Raw genomic sequence first — 15,628 nt, 5'->3', positions numbered from 1 at the left:
TGGGTTTCGTCGGACGGAGGCGGCGGGAGCGTGAAAAGGTACCGCGTCCGACGCGCGCTACGCGCGTAGCGCGATCGAATCGTTGACCACCCGACAACAGGTGGCGGACCGTGTGCGCACGGCTACCCGATGACGGCCCCGGGCCCTACGCGCGCGGGGCCCGTGCGAACCGCCGAAGCGGCTCGCCGGGCCCCGGTCCACGAGGGGATCAGAGCGTGGACTTGACGGTGATGCCGCCGTCGACGATCTTCTTCTTCGCCTCGTCGAGCTTGGCCTGGATGTCCTTGAGGTGGTCGCCCGTGAGGGTCAGGCCGACGCCGTCCTTGGCAAGGGTGTAGGTCTGCGTACCGGCCAGCGGCTTGCCGTCCTTGACCGACTTGATCAGGTCGTACACACCGCCGTCGACGTTCTTGACGACGGAGGTGAGGATCGTGTCCTTGTACTTCGCCAGCGACGGGTCGAGGGCCTGGTCGGAGTCGACGCCGATGGACCAGGCGCCCTTCTTGCCCGCGACGGCCTCGATCGAACCGGCGCCCGAACCGCCCGCGGCGGCGAAGATCACGTCCGCGCCCTTGTCGAGCATGCCCTTGGCGGCGGCGGAGCCCTTGTCCGGGCTGCCGAAGCCGGACAGGTCCGAGCCCGTGGACAGGTACTGGATCTGCACCTTGGCCTTCGGGTTGGTCTCCATGACGCCCTGCTGGAAGCCCGCGGCGAACTTCTTGATCAGCGGCAGGTCCACCCCGCCGATGAAGCCGACCTGGCCGTCCTTCGACTTCAGCGCGGCGGCGACGCCGGCGAGGTAGGAGCCCTGCTCCTCGGTGAAGACGATGTTGTCGACGTTCTTCGCGTCGGCGACCGAGTCGACAAGACCGAAGCTGACCTTCGGGTACTTGGCCGCGATCTTGGCGACCGCGTTCTGGTACGCGAATCCGACCGCGATGACCGGGTTGTAGCCGCCCTCGGCAAGCGATTCGAGGCGCTGCTCGCGGTCGGCCGGGGTCTCACCGGTCTTCGCGGTGAGCTCCTTCGTGTCGGCACCGAGCTCCGACTTGGCCTTGTCCAGACCACGCGCGGCGGAGTCGTTGAACGAGTTGTCGCCGCGGCCGCCCACGTCGTAGGCCATGCCGATCTTCATCTTGCCCTTGTCGGAGCCGGAGCTCTCGGTGGACGACTCACCGCAGGCGGAGGCGGTGAGCGCGAGGGTCGCGGTGACAGCACACGCAGCGGTGATCTTGGATACCCGGCGCAAGGGAAGGCTCCTTCAAACCTGACCGAAGCGCCTCTTCCGGCGCTGGTTTCGCCGCGATCGTAACGCGCGTAGATGTCAGATAAAGCCCCGTACGGAAGCCGTTATCGGATCGTCGCGAACGGGGGGTGACGCGTGCGGTCACGGATGGTTGCGATGGAGCAACGCGGAGGCAGTGAAGAGCTCCACGGCCACCGCGATCGCCCGCTCGTCGACATCGAAATCGCCGCGATGCAGGTCGAGCCGGGCGGTGTCCCCGGGCGTGCGGACACCGAGCCGGGCCATGGCCCCGGGGACGTGCTCCAGGTACCAGGAGAAGTCCTCGCCGCCGAGACTCTGCTCGGTGCTCTCGATCGCGTCGGGTCCGCGGCGCGCGGCCATCGCCCCGGAGAGCAGATCGGTGACGCCCGCGTCGTTCACCACCGGGGGGACGCCCCGGACGTAGTTGATCACCGTCTTGGCGCCGTACATCCCGGCGACCTCGTCGACCGCGGCGTGCACCAGGTCGGGCGCGTCCCGCCAGGCCGACAGTTCCAGGCAGCGGACGGTGCCGGAGAGCTCGGCGTGCTGCGGGATCACGTTGCAGGCGTGCCCGACGTCCAGCCGCCCCCAGGTGACGGCGAGCCCGGCCCGCGCGTCGATCCGGCGGGACAGCAGGGCGGGCACCTCGGTGGCGACCTTGGCGGCGGCGGTGACCAGGTCGGTGGTCAGGTGCGGTCGGGCGGTGTGCCCGCCGGGACCGTCCAGGCCGATCTCCAGCCGGTCGCAGGCGGAGGTGATCGCGCCGACCCGCAGCCCGATCCGCCCCACGTCCACCCTCGGGTCGCAGTGCACCCCGATGATCCGGCCGACACCCTCCAGCGCCCCGGAGGCGATGGCGTCGGGCGCCCCGCCCGGCAGCACCTCCTCGGCCGGCTGGAAGACCAGGCGCACGGGGTTCGGCAGCAGCCCCTGCCGGTCCAGGTCGGCGAGCACGAGCCCGGCGCCCAGGACCGAGGTCGTGTGGACGTCGTGCCCGCAGGCGTGCGCCCGGTCGGCGACGGTGGAGCGGTACGCGACGCCCGTCTTGGTGTCCGGGATCGGCAGTGCGTCGATGTCCGCGCGCAGGGCGAGCATGGGCGCGGTGGAGTCGTCCCGCGTGCCCACGTCACAGATGAGCCCGGTGCCGATGGCGAGGACCCGGGGGCGCAACCCGGCCCTCTCCAGCCGGGCCTTGATGGCCGCGGTGGTACGGAACTCCTGGTTGCCCAGCTCCGGGTGCATGTGCAGGTCGCGCCGGAAGGCGATCAGCTCGGCACGCAGGGCTTCGGGGAGGGTGCCGGGGAGGGCCTCGCCCTGGGTCGTCGGCTGGGCATCGGACGCGCGGGACATCAAGTGGTTCACCTGGCGAAGCGTACGTCTCTTCCCCCTTCAACTGCCCATGAAACAAGAAAACTTCAGCCACATAGACGAATAAATGACTGGGTCGTCGCGTGTGAGGTGACGACGAGGTGGGTAAACTCGCCCATTTCGAGCGCCTGGGGCACATGGGGTGTGTGAGGCGTATGAGGTGGATGAGGTGTGGGGTGTGAGGTCCGGTGCGCGGGCACCTTCGGACCGGGGTCACCCCCGGGCCGGGGACACCCTCCGGCGCACCGGCAGCAGCGCCAGCCCCAGGAACAGCGCGCCGACCGGCAGCAGGTCCAGGTCCGCCGCGATCAGCACGGTCGCGGCCAGCACCAGCGGCGGGGTCCACCACGGCACCGCGTCCCGACGGAAGAGGGCGAGCAGGGCCACCAGGCCGAGCAGCCCGAGCCAGAACAGCATCGGCACGACCGTGTAGACCAGCGGCATGATCCCGGGCACGTCCTGCACCTTCTCGAACAGCTCGCTCATGGCGTCCTTGTCCGCCGCGACGAATCCGGCCACCAGATCGATCCCCGCCTGGACCACGACCGCCGCCGCCCCGACCAGTCCCGCCAGGGCCGCCGCCGCGACCGCCATGCCTCTGCCGCCCCGGACGCCCGCGAGCCGCCCCAGCCCCGCGAACACCGGAACGAACGTCAACACCCCGGCCAGGAAGAACAGATGGGCCACCGTCCACCACACGCCGGGACCGTAGTCACCGACCGCCCGCCCGATCAGCCGTACCAGGCCGTACCCCGCCATCAGGGCGGGCCCGGCGAGTAGTGCCGCCCCGAGGTGTGTGTTCCGGTTCCGCGTCGACTCGTTCGTGTCCATGCCGGGATCCTCGCGCCGGGCCACCCCCTGCCACCATCGGGAGCGTCCCCCAACGCCCCCTGAGAATCCCCTGCTTCGCTCTCGGGGTCGCGCACCGGGGACCGGGTCCGGATCTCGCGGAGCCTGCGGGCCCGTCGGCCCCTGAGGACGGCGCGCACGGTGCGCACGCCGGACGCTCCGGCGACGCGCCCCGAGCCGCCGGCTCCGGGGCCGACGGGCCCCCGGATTTCGGCGTGTGGTCGCCTCCGCGTCCCCCGCAGGCAACCAAACACGCCTTCTCCTCATCTTCCGTCGCGATCGGTCACATGGAACGAGACGGCCGGTCACTGACGGGCCGGCACCGGGACTCGGGCGCCGGACCGCCGTCGAGCAAGTCCATGACGCATGAGGTGTGATCCCCGGCGTCCAGGTCCCGGAGTGTGTTCCGTGTCGAAAATGTCCCGTCGGGCGGCGTTGTCCGCGATCGGGGTCGGTGCTGCCGCGCTGACCGGCTGTCGGGCGCTGAACGAATCGGCCCCGGCCGCGCGTTCCGGCGATGGGGCCGCGGTGCTGGGGAACCGTGCGAGCTCCCCGGGGAACGAGACCATGCCGTGGGACGACAAGAAGAAGGTCTCCGACTCCACCGGTCAGATCCAGGGCTACGCGTCGAAGACCTCCGTCGGCCGCGGGGAGTCGATCGGCTTCCACATCTCGTCGCACCGCGCCCAGACGTGCACGGTGTCCGTCCACCGCGTCGGCGGACACGGCGGATCGGGCACCCGGCTCCTGCTGACCGGCTCCCCCGTCGCGGTGCGCCCCCGCACCAGGCCCGTCCCGGAGGCAGGCACCGGGCTCATCGCCTGCGACTGGCCGGTCTCATGGACGCTGCGCGTACCCAGGTCGTGGGTGTCGGGGATCTACGTGGCCGTCTTCACGGCCAGGGACGGGCACCGCGCCTGCACGCCCTTCGTCGTGCGCGAGCCCGCGCGCCGCTCCGACATCCTGATGGTCGTCCCCTTCACCACCTACCAGGCGTACAACGTCTGGCCGCACGACGGGCGCACCGGAAAGAACCTGTACCGCGGATACAGCCCCGAGGGCGTGTGGGGCGGGTTCGAGGACCGCGCCGTCAAGGTCTCCTTCGACCGGCCCTACTCCCAGTCGGGTGCGCCGCACTGGTTCGAGCTGGACACCAGCGCCGCGCGGTGGGCGGAGAGCGCCGGTCACGACATCACCTACGCGAGCAGCCTGGATCTGCACGAGGGACGGATCGATCCCTCGAAGTACCGGGTGATGATGTTCTCCGGGCACGACGAGTACTGGTCGGCGGACATGCGCGGCTGCGCCGAGCGGGCCGTCGCGGCCGGAACCCATCTCGCCTTCCTCACCGCGAACAACATCTACTTCCACATCCGCGTCGAGGGCTCCGCCGACGGCCGGCCGGGCCGTGTGGTGACCTGCTACAAGGAGAGCCCCGACCCCGCGCCTGGGCCGCTCGGACCCACCTCGCGCTGGCGCCAGCTCGGAGCGGACCACGAGCACGCCGAGCAGGGGCTGCTGGGCGTGCAGTACAACGGCATCCTCAAGAAGCCCGTGCCCCTGGTCGTCCGTGAGAGCGACCACTGGTTCTGGTCGGGCACCGGCCTGCGGGACGGCGACAGCATCCCGGATCTGGTCGCCGTCGAGGCCGACGGCTTCGACCCGGCGATGCCCCGGCCCGCGGGAACCCGACAGACACTCCTCTCCGCGTCGCCCTACGCGGACCGGCTGGGCCGGAGACGGACCCAGCAGAACACCAGCCTGTGCGTCGACGAGCGGGGCACGATCGTCTTCGTCGCCGGAACGTTCTACTGGCCGTTGGCGCTCCACGATCCCCAGCACGTGAACCAGCATGTGCGGCGGGCCACCCACAACCTCCTGTCCCGCATGCTGGAACGCAAGAGGGGCTGACGGCCAGTTCCGCCACGTCCGGAGGGCGCGGCCCGTCCCGGAGGCGCAGGGGCGCCGGTCGGCGCGTGATCCCGGTGCGATGCCCGACAGTTGGCGGATGATCCGGGGATCACCGGGCGGCGAGTATGGCCCGCATGGATCCCGAACTCGAAGCATTCGTCCCGCTGTTCCCCAAGAACGATCTGGCCGACCCGGTCGCCCACCGCGCGGTCTACGCCGAGTTGGCCGCCGCGAAGCCCGCGCCGGACACCACCGGTCTGGAGGTGGAGGACCTCACGGTGCCCGCCGATCCCGACGTGCCGGTGCGGATCTACCGCCCGGAACGGGCCCGGGGCGCCGTCGTCTGGATGCACGGCGGCGGGTGGGTCGTCGGCACCCTGGACACCGAGGACCACTGGGCCGCCCGGATCGCGGCGGCCTCCGGCGCGTTGGTGATCTCGGTGGCCTACAGGCTGGCCCCCGAGAACCCGTTCCCGGGGGCGCTGGACGACGTCCACGCCGTACTTGCCTGGGCGGCCGAGCACGCGACCGGGCTCGGCATCGACCCGGGGCGGATCGCGGTCGGCGGGCACAGTGCCGGCGCGAACCTCGCGGCCGCGGTCGCGTTGCGGGCCCGCGACCAGCAGGGGCCACCGATCCGCTTCCAACTTCTCAACGAGCCCATTCTCGACGACAGGTCGCAGACGTGGTCGGCGCGCAACTTCACCGACACGCCCTGGAACACGAGTGCCGTACGCGCCGCGGCATGGGGGCACTACCTGGGCTCCCGGCCCGCCACCGTGTACGCCGCCCCGGCCCGGGCCACCGACCTGTCCGGCCTGCCGCCCGCCTACATCGCCACCGCGGAGTTCGACCCGAACCGCGACGAGGGCATCGACTACGCGCTGCGCCTGCTGCGGGCGGGTGTCTCCGTCGAGCTGCACCAGTGGCCCGGCACCTTCCACGGATCGCAGGCGATCCTGTCCGCCGAGGTCTCGCAGCGGCAGATCACCGCACTCGGTGCGACCCTGCGCCGTGCCCTGGCCGAATGAGGTGCCGGGGCCCAGCCGCGGCGAGGACGACGGGGGCGGGAGGACGATGACCACCACCGATCTCGCCGGGGCCAGGAAACGAGACACGGAACCACCGGTCGCCGGACCCGCGGCGGGGCAGAGCCTGGCCGCGCTGCTGCGCCCCCACGGCGGGAGTTTCGCCGCCGTCGTCGTCCTGCAGGTCATCGGCGCCGTCGCGGGTCTGGCGCCGCTGCTGGCCGTCGGCGAACTGGGCCGTGTCCTGTTGGCGCCCGGTCCGATCGATCACGACCGGGTCCGGATCGCCGTGATCGCCGGTGCGGCCGGCATGCTCCTCCGGCTGCTGTTCACGGCAGCGTCGTCCGTGATCGGCCATGTCCTCGACGGCCGGGTGCAACTGATGTTCCGTCGGCAGCTCGCCGCGCGGCTGGGGCGCGTGCCGATCGGCTGGTTCTCCCGGCGCCGGACCGGAGAGCTGGCCTCGGTGGTGGGGGAGGACGTCGCCGCCGTGCACCCGTTCATCGCCCACACCCCCGGCGAGCTCGTCTCCGCCTTCGTGGTGCCGGCGGTGTCCCTGGTCTACCTGTTCACCGTCGACTGGCGGCTCACCCTGATCACACTGATACCGGTGGTACTGGCCGTGGCTCTGGTCCCGCTGATGATGACCCCGGCGCGCCGGCGCGAGCAGGAGGAGTTCGACGGGGCCATGGGACGGATCGCGAATGCGGCCGTCGAGTTCGTCCAGGGCATCTCGGTGGTCAAGGCGTTCGGCGGATCCGGTCGCGCCCACCGCGCGTTCCTCACGGCCGCTGACGATTTCGTCGGCACCTTTCGCCGGTGGGTGCACGGCATCTCGCGGATCGCCGCGGGGATGCAGCTCGTGCTGTCGCCGCCGTTCGTGCTCCTCGTCGTGCTGACCGGTGGCACGGCTCTGATCACGAACGGCGGGCTGGCCCCGGCCGACCTGTTGCCCTTCCTGCTGCTCGGCCTCGGCCTCACCGCCCCGGTGGCGGCCCTCGGCCACGGCTTCGACGACCTGCGGGCCGCCCGGCGCGCAGTCGGCCGGATCCGCGACGTGCTCGCGGTGCCGCCGCTGCCCGAACCCGCGGACCCGGTCGCACCGCGGGGACACCGGGTGGAACTGCGTGGGGTCCGGTTCGGCTACGAAACCGGTCACGAGGTGCTGCGCGGGATCGACCTGGTGCTCGAACCCGGGACGGTCACCGCGGTCGTCGGGCCGTCGGGAAGCGGGAAGTCCACGCTGGTCCAGCTGTTGCCGCGGTTCTTCGACCCGTCCCACGGTTCGGTCGTCCTCGGCGGTGTCGATCTGCGCGAGCTCGCCGGCCGGGAACTCCACCGGACGGTCTCCTTCGTCTTCCAGGACGTCCAGCTGCTGCGCGCGTCGGTCGCGGACAACATCGCGCTCGCGGTGCCGCGGGCCGGCCTCGACGACGTGGTGCGCGCGGCCCGGCTGGCACACATCCACGAGCGGATTCTCGAACTGCCCCGCGGGTACGCGTCGGTGATCGGCGAGGACGCCGGGCTGTCGGGCGGGGAGGAACAACGGATCTCCCTGGCACGCGCGCTGCTCGCCGACACCCCCGTTCTGGTGCTCGACGAGGCGACCGCCTTCGCCGACCCGCAGACCGAACAGGCGGTGCGCCGGGCCCTGGCGACGCGGACGGGCGACCGGACCCTACTGGTCATCGCCCACCGCCCGGAGACGATCGCCGACGCCGACACCGTCGTGATGCTGGACAACGGGTCCGTCGTCGAGCACGGCAGCCCCGCCGAACTGCTGTCCCGGGGCGGGCGGTTCGCCGAGTTCTGGCGGTCGCACCGGCGCGCGGGCGCGGAAGGGGCCGATACGGACCGGGAGGAGCGGTCGTGATCGCACACGGCCTCGTCGATCCGACGGAGATGTACCTCAGGACGATTCTCGAACTGGAGGAGGAGGGGGTGGTGCCGCTTCGGGCCCGGATCGCCGAGAGGGTGCGGCAGAGCGGGCCGACCGTCTCGCAGACCGTGGCCCGGATGCAGCGCGACGGACTGGTGCGGGTGGCCGACGACCGGCGTCTGGTGATGACGGAGCCGGGGCGCCGACAGGCCCTGCGGGTGATGCGCAAGCACCGCCTTGCCGAATGCCTCCTGGCGGACGTCATCGGCCTTCGGTGGGAGGACGTTCACATCGAGGCCTCCCGATGGCAGCACGTGATGTCCGACGCGGTGGCGGGCCGGTTGACGGAGCTGCTCGGCCGTCCCTCCCTGTGCCCGCACGGCAGCCCCATTCCCACCGGGGAGGAGAGCGGCGGCTGCCCCGCCCCCGTCCTCACCCTCACGGATGCGGCGCTCGCCGCGGAGAGCACGGTGGTGGTCGTCCGGATCGGCGAGATGCTTCAGAACGATCCCTCGGTCCTGCTGCGCCTGAAACGCGCCGGGATACGGCCCGGCCGCCGGATCGGCGTCATGGCGACCGGGAGCGGAGTGCGGGTGCCCGGCGACGAACCGGTGACACTCCCCCATGACGTCAGTGACCACGTGTTCGTGGAGACCCCCGATGACACACCGCGAGGAGGCGAGACCCGGTGATCCGCATGCTGCTGCGTGTCCTCGGTCACGAGTACGCCCGGCCGACCCGCCGCACCGTGGCCCTGATGACGACGACCGCGATCGCCGAGGGACTCTCCTACGCGCTGCTGGTTCCCGTGTTGCGGGCCCTGTTCGGTGACACGCCCGCGGACGCCCGGCCCTGGCTCGTCGCGTTCGGGGCCGCGGTCGCGGTCTGCGCCGCCCTGCGCTACCTCAGCGATCTGTCGGGTTTCCACGTCGGGACCGCGCTGTTGCGCGGCACCTACCACCGGCTCGGCAGCCATCTGGCCCGCCTGCCCGTCGGCTGGTACGACGCGGGCCGTCTCGGGGAGGTCTCCGTCCTCGCCAGTCGCGGCGTCCTGCAGGCGATGAGCGTGATCGCGCATCTGCTTGCGCCGTTCGTCTCCGCCTGCGTGACTCCGCTGACGATCGTCGTCGTGATGCTCGCGTACCAATGGCAGCTCGGGCTTGCCGCGTTGGCCGCCGTCCCGGTCGTGGCGGCGATCCAGATCCGGACAGGACGTTCGACGGCCGCCGACGACGCGGAGCGCACCGCACGCGATCACGAGGCCGCCGGACGCGTCATCGAGTACCTCCGGGCGCAGCCCGTGCTGCGCGCCGGTGGCCGGGCCGGCGAACGTTTCCGGCTGCTCGACGACTCCCTGCGCGACGTCCGGCTCGCGTCCCGCCGTTCCGCCCTGTCGGCGCTGCCCGGTGTGGTGGGCCTGACGCTCACGGTGCAGTTGGTGTTCACCGTGCTGCTGGTCCTGGGCGCCTGCCTCGCGCTCGGCGGGGACATCGGTGCGGCGGAGCTCCTGACGGTCCTGGTGCTGGCCGCCCGCAGCGCGGATCCGCTGCTGTCGCTGACGGACATCGGGGGCAGACTCCGCGGTGCCCGTTCCGTACTGGCGAGCCTCGACGCGATCCTGCGCACCGAGCCGCTCCCGGAGCCCGCCGATCCCGTCCAACCGGTGCGTCATGACCTGGAGTTCGACTCCGTGGTCTTCCGGCACGGCGACCGGACGGTGATCGACGGCGCCTCGTTGTCCGTGCCCCAGGGGCAGCGGCTTGCCGTCGTCGGCCCGTCGGGGGCCGGCAAGAGCACCCTGCTGCACCTGATCGCGCGGTTCCACGACGTGGACGGGGGCGCGGTGCGCGTGGGAGGCGTGGACGTGCGCGGGATCGACACGGAGACGCTGATGGCGAGGATCGCCATCGTCTTCCAGCACGTCCATCTCTTCGACGGCACGATCGAGGAGAACGTACGGCTGGGCCGGCCCGACGCCGACGAGGCCGAGGTGCGGGCAGCGGCCACCGCGGCGCGGCTGGACGAGGTGGTCGAGCGGCTGCCCGGCGGCTGGGCGGCGCGTGTCGGCGAGGGCGGCGCACGGCTGTCGGGTGGTGAACGCCAGCGCGTCTCGATCGCGCGGGCGCTGCTGAAGAACGCGCCCGTCGTGCTGCTGGACGAGGTGACGTCCGCCCTGGACCCGGTGAACGAGGCGGCCGTGCACGAGGGCATCGAGCGCCTGATGGCGGGCCGGACCGTGGTGATGGTCGCGCACCGGATGCGGACCGTCCGCCGCGCCGACCGCGTGGTCTTCCTGGACGGCGGGCGGATCGTGGAGGAAGGCGGCCACGACGAACTTCTGCGCCGCGGCGGCCGTTACGCCCGCTTCTGGAACATCTCCCTGGCACCGATGGCCGGTGAGTGAGGCCCCTCGACGGCGCGGCGCGGGGCGGAGCAGGACGGTACGGGACGGGACGGTGGAAGGCGGTGGACGGCTGCTGGGGAGCGGGCCGGGGCGGGGGCCGAGAGCCTGTCGGGTGGCCTCCGGCCGGGAAGCGGACGGGGCGTGGTGCGTGCGGTTCCAGGGGGCCGGGAGGGCCCGGTGACGGAACTGCCCGGTCGTCCCGGCAGCACCGGAGGCACGCGTGCCAGGACATGGCCGCCCGGTCAGAGGCCACCCGGCAGGCTCCGAGGGGCTCGGCGTCCCCGGTCCGGCTACGGCAGCTCCTCCACGTCGCTCACTGTCACGAATCCCTCGCCGCTGACACGCCGGCGGCGGCGGCGCCCGAACCACCAGCCGCAGCCGAGGACGGCGGCCACCGCGGCACAACCGCCCGCCGCGAGCAGGACCGTTCCCTTGGTGTCCGCCCTGCTGGTCGCGTGCGCGGGCGCGCCGGCGGCCGCGGAGCTCTCCGTGGCCTTCGCCGTGGCGGCGGAGGCCGAACCGGTCGGGCCGGCGGCCGTCCTGCCCGGGGTGCCCACAACGGCCGAGGGGGCTCCGGACCCCGACACCCCCGGTTTCGAGGGGGTGGGCGTCGTGGCCCCGGAGGGGGCGGCGGTGGTCGTGGGCGTCGCAACGGACGTGGCCGGGGCGGTCGCCGTTGGCCGCGGCAGGATGTCGAACCGATCGATCACGTCGTTCTGCCCGCCGTCCAAGGTGCAGGTCAGGTCCAGCTCGTCCGGGAAGAGATGGATATCCGCGCCCTTCGGGACGAGGTGCAGGTCGATGTCCCCGGCGGTGATCTTTCCCCTGCCCCGTCGGGTGAACGTGAGCGGGGGTGCGGCGCCGGTCGCCGGGACGCGGAAGGAACCGGAGTCCGGAACGGCGACCTTGGGGATGGTGAAGTGGAGGGCGATGTCGAAGTCGCCCTGCGGCGATCCGACTTTGACCTTGCCTTCCGCCGTGCCCGTAACGGATTGCACGCCGAGGAAGCGGAGCCCCGCGGTGAGTTCGGCGCTCACCACCGCCACCGGGCTGACGGGGAATCGCCGGGTGGGCACGCCGACGGTGTCCGGGCCGGGGATGTCCGCGTTGATCCGCACCGCGACGGGCTGGCCACCGATCACCGGAAAGGCGCAGGTGTACCGGAGGGCGAGCGAGACCGGCCGTGCGGCCGCGTCACCGGCTCCGGTGACGCCCATGCCCCCGCCCGCGGCCAGTACGGCCGCCGCGGCCCCGAGGAAGAGTTTCGTTCCCGGCCTTCCCACTGCCCTCATCGGACCTCCCGACGTGCCATCAGCTCGGCTCCCGCTCACGCTCCTGCTCGTGCTCCCGCTTCCGCGAAGGCGCTGGGGAATGCCCCTGCGAAGGCGTCCGCGAAGGCCCCTGCCGCGTCGACGCGCGGGCAGCGGCCACGGGTCTCGCCGGGGCGCCGGAGGTGTGTGCCGAGTGCTTCGTCCGAAAGGCGCCGCTCAGGTGGGTCTGGACCTTGGCGTGGCGGAACTGGTAGACCGCGCCCGCCTGACGCAGCACTTCGCGCTGGTGCGCGTCGTCCAGGAACGCCATCAGCCGCCAGGGCAGCCGTCCGGTCAACGGCAGCCAGATCCGGGCCAGGGCAACCCACTGGCCCCAGGCGGTGAGACCGCACCCGTACGCCAGCCCGGCGCCGAACGCGGCTTCGAGCCCGAACACGGTTCCCACCTCAAGTCCGCGCAGGGGACCGTTCCAGACCCCTTCGACCAGCCCGACCAGCGGCCCGATGACGAGCGCCCAGACCAACAGCCGGAAGGCGACGAGCCTGCGATTGGCGTTCAGCAGGTCCGTGGGCCGGACAGCTGACTCCGATTGCAGGGAATCCTCCAGGAGAGCCGTGAGGCCGAAGACGAGGCCGCCCCCGAAGCCGAGTTCCGCGAGGAACACGAACGCCGCCGAACCGTCGCCGCCCTGGCCGTCGTCGAGCCCGAGTCCGGGGACCACGAGCCGGTCGAGGAACAGCAGTATCACTGCGGCCACGAGACCGACCGCGACACCGATCACGCCGCCGCGAAGCGCCTGTTCGCGTCTGCGCCAGGCCTTGCGGGAGAGCCTGATGCGTACCGGCAACGGTGTGAGCCCCGCGCGCCCGGCCGCGAACCAGTAGACGAGTCCGAAGATCAGCCCGGCCGCGAGCCCGTGCAGGAGCCCGACCACGGCCCCTCTCACGAGTGCGAACTCCAGGCCGCACGTGGTCGCCACCAGGTCCACGGGGATGTTCCCGATCGCGGTCGTGACTCCGAAGGCCACGGCCGCGAGGCCCCCGATGGCGACGGCCCGCGAGGAACGGCGCATGGTGGTGCCCAGTTCCCACCAGGCGAGGTCGCGGGCTCCCTGGCCGCCCCGGCCGAGCAGGTCGAGATGGCCGGCGAGGTATCCGAGCCAGTCCTCGGCACGTTCGGTGTCCCAGCGCCCCCGGCGCCGGTCGACGGTGCGCGGGCCCGCGTTCTCGGCGCCGGTCGGCGGCAGGTCGTAGGCGGCCGGGACGAACGCGGACAGGAGGTGGCCCTCCACGGTTTCGGCGGTGGGGAAGCGGTCGGTGTCCAGCAGTTCCTTCGGCTGCGGCCCGCGCGCGCCGCGGTAGACGGTGCGTGCCAGGGTGACCATGAGCGGGGTGCTGAGCACGTCGGCGACGTTCCGCGCGCCCGGGCCGCGCGCTTCCCCGCCCAGCTCGTCCAGGACCGGTTGCCATACGGTGCTGTCCTCGTCGCCGCCCGGGGCGGGCGGGCTGGCCCGGCGCAGGTAGGTGGCGAGGTCGGTCAGCGCGAGGGGTGCCAACTCGATTCCGGCGGCCCCCCTGAGTACCGCCTCCGCCGCCCCGACGGCCTCGGCGTACTCCTCGGGGCGGCTGGTGAGCAGGAGTCCCGTGGCGGTGGCGTTGAGCGCGCGGAGCGCCGCGGACCGCAGGCCTCCGGCGATCTCGTCGAAGCCGTCGAGGACGGGGAGGATCCGGCCGCCGTGGACCAGGGCGGCGGCGAGACTCCCGCCGTTCGGGGCCGGGGCGTTGAGGTCGGGGTAGTCCCGCACCAGTTGACCGCACATCCAGTCGTGCAACGAGGTGGTGGCCGGGTCCCAGGAGCCCAGGCTGAAGATCACCGGCACGGGGTCGCCGGGGGCGGGGGCACCGAGCTGGTCGAGAACGAAGCGCAGGGCCAGGATCGTCTTGCCCGACCCGGCCCGGCCGAGTACCACCAGTCGGTGGGACGGGATCGTCCGGTACACCTCGACGATCCGGTCGAGGGCGCCGGTCAGGCCCAGGGGCTCCGCCCTCGTCCGCGACCGGGGGTCGGCCCGGCGGATGTTGGACCAGTTGTCGAACGGACCCGTGGCGTTCCGGAAGCGCACGGCCAGCGGGAACGGGTCGTGCACACTGCGCCGCCGCTCCTCCTCGGACCACTGCCGCTCCACCCGTGAGGCGAGTTCCTCCGCCGCCGTCCGCAGCCACGACTCGCTCCGACGCGAGGGGAGTCGTTCGAGCAGCGCGGCGCCGTGGGGCAGGCCGATCAGCTCGGTGAGTTCGCGGATCCGGGCCGGTGGGAGGGACTGGTACCAACGGTCCACCCGGCTCGCGGTGAGCGTGCCGAGCCCGTCGGGGCGATGGTGCTCACTGACCACTCCGATCAGACGGCCGTCGCTCCACACCGCGGCCCCCGACATCCCCTCCCACGGGGAGCGGTTCCGGTCGGCGTCGTACTCCGGTGCTCGCAGCGAGAGCTCCAGGGCCCCTTGGCGCACGCCGGCGAGCGGGGTGGTGGTCCCGCGTGCGTGGTGGGAATCCCGGTACAGCACGGGACGGCCGTCGAGCACCGAGGCGGGATCGCGGCGCATCTTGAACCGCGGGAATCCCAGCGCCTCGCAGGCGACCACCGCCGTGACGCGTGCGAACCGCACCGGCGGGACCTCGGTGGCCGGCGGTCCGCCGGTGTCCGGGTCGCGTGCGATCCTGAGCACCGCGATGTCCGCCACGGAGTCGGTCCAGACCCGCTTGCCGGGCACCTCGGTCGTGCGGCCGTCCTCGGTGAGGAAGCGCAGGTGAACCGATGACGCGTCATCCACCACGTGCGCGGCGGTGAGAACGGCGTCCGTCCCCACCCGGTATCCCGAACCGCGTCGCCGCGCGCCCTTCTCCGTCGTGGCGAGGACCTGGACCACCCGCCGCAGATCAGGTCCGGCCGGCTCCGGGGCCGGGTGTCCCCCGGTACTCATTCCTCATGTACCTCGGCGTCACCGCCGATGAAGATCTTGTCCGACCCGGTCAGGGCCGGCTTCAGCGTCAGTCTGATGTGCTGGGTGGAGGTCGCGCCCACGGCCGCCTGCGCGCCCGTTTCCACGACCCAGAACCGCACCTTTCCCTCCGCGTTCCCGGACCGTTCCAGCGCGACCGACATCTCCAGCTCGATCGTCCCCAGTTCGAAGCGCAGCGCCTCGCCCTCGGCGGCGACGACCGCGCGTTCCAACTCGTCCCGCAGATCCCGGATCACGGTGGCCAGCTCGATCAACTCCGCACCTCTTTCCGCCCGTCGGCCATCCGGTACACGACCATCATGCACCGCACAACACCCGGCCGACGCGGAATCGCCCTGAATCCGCACCATGTCACCCACAGGTGCCAAAAAAGGTTTCGGGGTCCGGCGGGTGGGCCCACGAGCCGGGGAGCGAGAGAGGGGTGGAGCGGCGAGCGTCGCCATGCGGCTTCGAATCCGGGGCGGAGGAGGGAGCGAGGGCGGAGTCATCGCGACCGACGACGACGCGGGACGCGAGGCCGCGGGGCGTCGCGAGCCCGCCCCCTCCTGCTCCCCGGCTCGTCACGCCTCGGTGACCGCCGTCGCGCGCCAGGGCGCCAGGCGTTGTACGTCGCGGGCGGTCTCCGTGAC

The 15,628-nt window shown here is 72.3% G+C and carries 12 protein-coding genes; 6 read left to right on the top strand and 6 right to left on the bottom strand.

The annotated features are described in order from the left end of the window. Positions 1-208: 208 nt before the first annotated feature. From ACF1CT_RS29375 to ACF1CT_RS29365, 3 genes are all read right to left on the bottom strand, one after another. On the bottom strand, positions 209-1,249 hold the full coding sequence (locus tag ACF1CT_RS29375) for a BMP family protein (RefSeq protein WP_391786999.1): 1,041 nt from the start codon (positions 1,247-1,249) through the stop codon (positions 209-211). 138 nt (positions 1,250-1,387) lie between these two features. Next, positions 1,388-2,617, bottom strand: a complete 1,230-nt coding sequence (locus ACF1CT_RS29370) for an amidohydrolase (protein ID WP_391787108.1) — start codon at positions 2,615-2,617, stop codon at positions 1,388-1,390. Positions 2,618-2,848: 231 nt separating this feature from the next. Continuing rightward, entirely contained in the window at positions 2,849-3,466 is a 618-nt protein-coding gene (locus ACF1CT_RS29365; RefSeq protein ID WP_391786998.1) for a hypothetical protein, read from the bottom strand. A 435-nt stretch (positions 3,467-3,901) separates the two neighbouring features. On the opposite strand from ACF1CT_RS29365, the gene ACF1CT_RS29360 reads away from it, so the two are divergent. From ACF1CT_RS29360 to ACF1CT_RS29340, 5 genes are all read left to right on the top strand, one after another. Beyond that, positions 3,902-5,395 (top strand): N,N-dimethylformamidase beta subunit family domain-containing protein, encoded by a 1,494-nt coding sequence (locus tag ACF1CT_RS29360; RefSeq protein ID WP_391786997.1) that lies wholly within the window; start codon positions 3,902-3,904, stop codon positions 5,393-5,395. A gap of 134 nt (positions 5,396-5,529) precedes the next feature. Further along, entirely contained in the window at positions 5,530-6,426 is an 897-nt protein-coding gene (locus ACF1CT_RS29355) for an alpha/beta hydrolase (RefSeq protein WP_391786996.1), read from the top strand. 46 nt (positions 6,427-6,472) lie between these two features. Further along, positions 6,473-8,296, top strand: a complete 1,824-nt coding sequence (locus ACF1CT_RS29350; protein WP_391786995.1) for an ABC transporter ATP-binding protein — start codon at positions 6,473-6,475, stop codon at positions 8,294-8,296. Further along, entirely contained in the window at positions 8,296-8,994 is a 699-nt protein-coding gene (locus ACF1CT_RS29345) for a metal-dependent transcriptional regulator (RefSeq protein ID WP_391787107.1), read from the top strand. Before ACF1CT_RS29350 ends, ACF1CT_RS29345 begins: the two co-directional genes overlap by 1 nt. Next, positions 8,991-10,706, top strand: a complete 1,716-nt coding sequence (locus tag ACF1CT_RS29340) for an ABC transporter ATP-binding protein (protein ID WP_391786994.1) — start codon at positions 8,991-8,993, stop codon at positions 10,704-10,706. The genes ACF1CT_RS29345 and ACF1CT_RS29340 overlap by 4 nt, the downstream gene beginning before the upstream one ends. Positions 10,707-10,996: 290 nt before the next feature. On the opposite strand, the gene ACF1CT_RS29335 is transcribed toward ACF1CT_RS29340, so the two are convergent. Genes ACF1CT_RS29335 through ACF1CT_RS29325 form a run of 3 tightly spaced genes read right to left on the bottom strand, consistent with a single transcriptional unit; the run spans position 10,997 to position 15,253 of the window. Then, positions 10,997-11,998, bottom strand: a complete 1,002-nt coding sequence (locus tag ACF1CT_RS29335) for a DUF6801 domain-containing protein (protein ID WP_391786993.1) — start codon at positions 11,996-11,998, stop codon at positions 10,997-10,999. A 19-nt stretch (positions 11,999-12,017) separates the two neighbouring features. Continuing rightward, positions 12,018-14,960: a trypsin-like peptidase domain-containing protein gene (locus tag ACF1CT_RS29330; RefSeq protein WP_391786992.1), complete on the bottom strand. Its 2,943-nt coding sequence runs from the start codon at positions 14,958-14,960 to the stop codon at positions 12,018-12,020. Beyond that, positions 14,957-15,253 carry a trypco2 family protein gene (locus tag ACF1CT_RS29325; RefSeq protein WP_391786991.1) on the bottom strand — a complete coding sequence of 99 codons (297 nt, stop codon included), beginning with the start codon at positions 15,251-15,253 and terminating at the stop codon, positions 14,957-14,959. Before ACF1CT_RS29325 ends, ACF1CT_RS29330 begins: the two co-directional genes overlap by 4 nt. 187 nt (positions 15,254-15,440) lie before the next feature. On the opposite strand from ACF1CT_RS29325, the gene ACF1CT_RS29320 reads away from it, so the two are divergent. Then, positions 15,441-15,628 (top strand): hypothetical protein (locus tag ACF1CT_RS29320; protein WP_391786990.1); only part of this gene is annotated, 188 nt, incomplete at its 3' end.

The sequence above is a fragment of the Streptomyces sp. NPDC014734 genome (genome assembly GCF_043083325.1).
In the GTDB taxonomy this organism is placed as follows: Bacteria; Actinomycetota; Actinomycetes; order Streptomycetales; family Streptomycetaceae; genus Streptomyces.
The sequence above is the reverse complement of the archived record's forward strand: the minus strand, read 5'-3'. Positions and strand labels throughout refer to the sequence as shown.

Coding starts and splice junctions, on each gene's coding strand:
- ACF1CT_RS29330 (WP_391786992.1), bottom strand. CDS start 14,960: ATGAGTACCGGGGGACACCCGGCCCCGGAGCCGGCCGGACCTGATCTG.
- ACF1CT_RS29365 (WP_391786998.1), bottom strand. CDS start 3,466: ATGGACACGAACGAGTCGACGCGGAACCGGAACACACACCTCGGGGCG.
- ACF1CT_RS29350 (WP_391786995.1), top strand. CDS start 6,473: ATGACCACCACCGATCTCGCCGGGGCCAGGAAACGAGACACGGAACCA.
- ACF1CT_RS29355 (WP_391786996.1), top strand. CDS start 5,530: ATGGATCCCGAACTCGAAGCATTCGTCCCGCTGTTCCCCAAGAACGAT.
- ACF1CT_RS29360 (WP_391786997.1), top strand. CDS start 3,902: ATGTCCCGTCGGGCGGCGTTGTCCGCGATCGGGGTCGGTGCTGCCGCG.
- ACF1CT_RS29370 (WP_391787108.1), bottom strand. CDS start 2,617: ATGTCCCGCGCGTCCGATGCCCAGCCGACGACCCAGGGCGAGGCCCTC.
- ACF1CT_RS29335 (WP_391786993.1), bottom strand. CDS start 11,998: ATGAGGGCAGTGGGAAGGCCGGGAACGAAACTCTTCCTCGGGGCCGCG.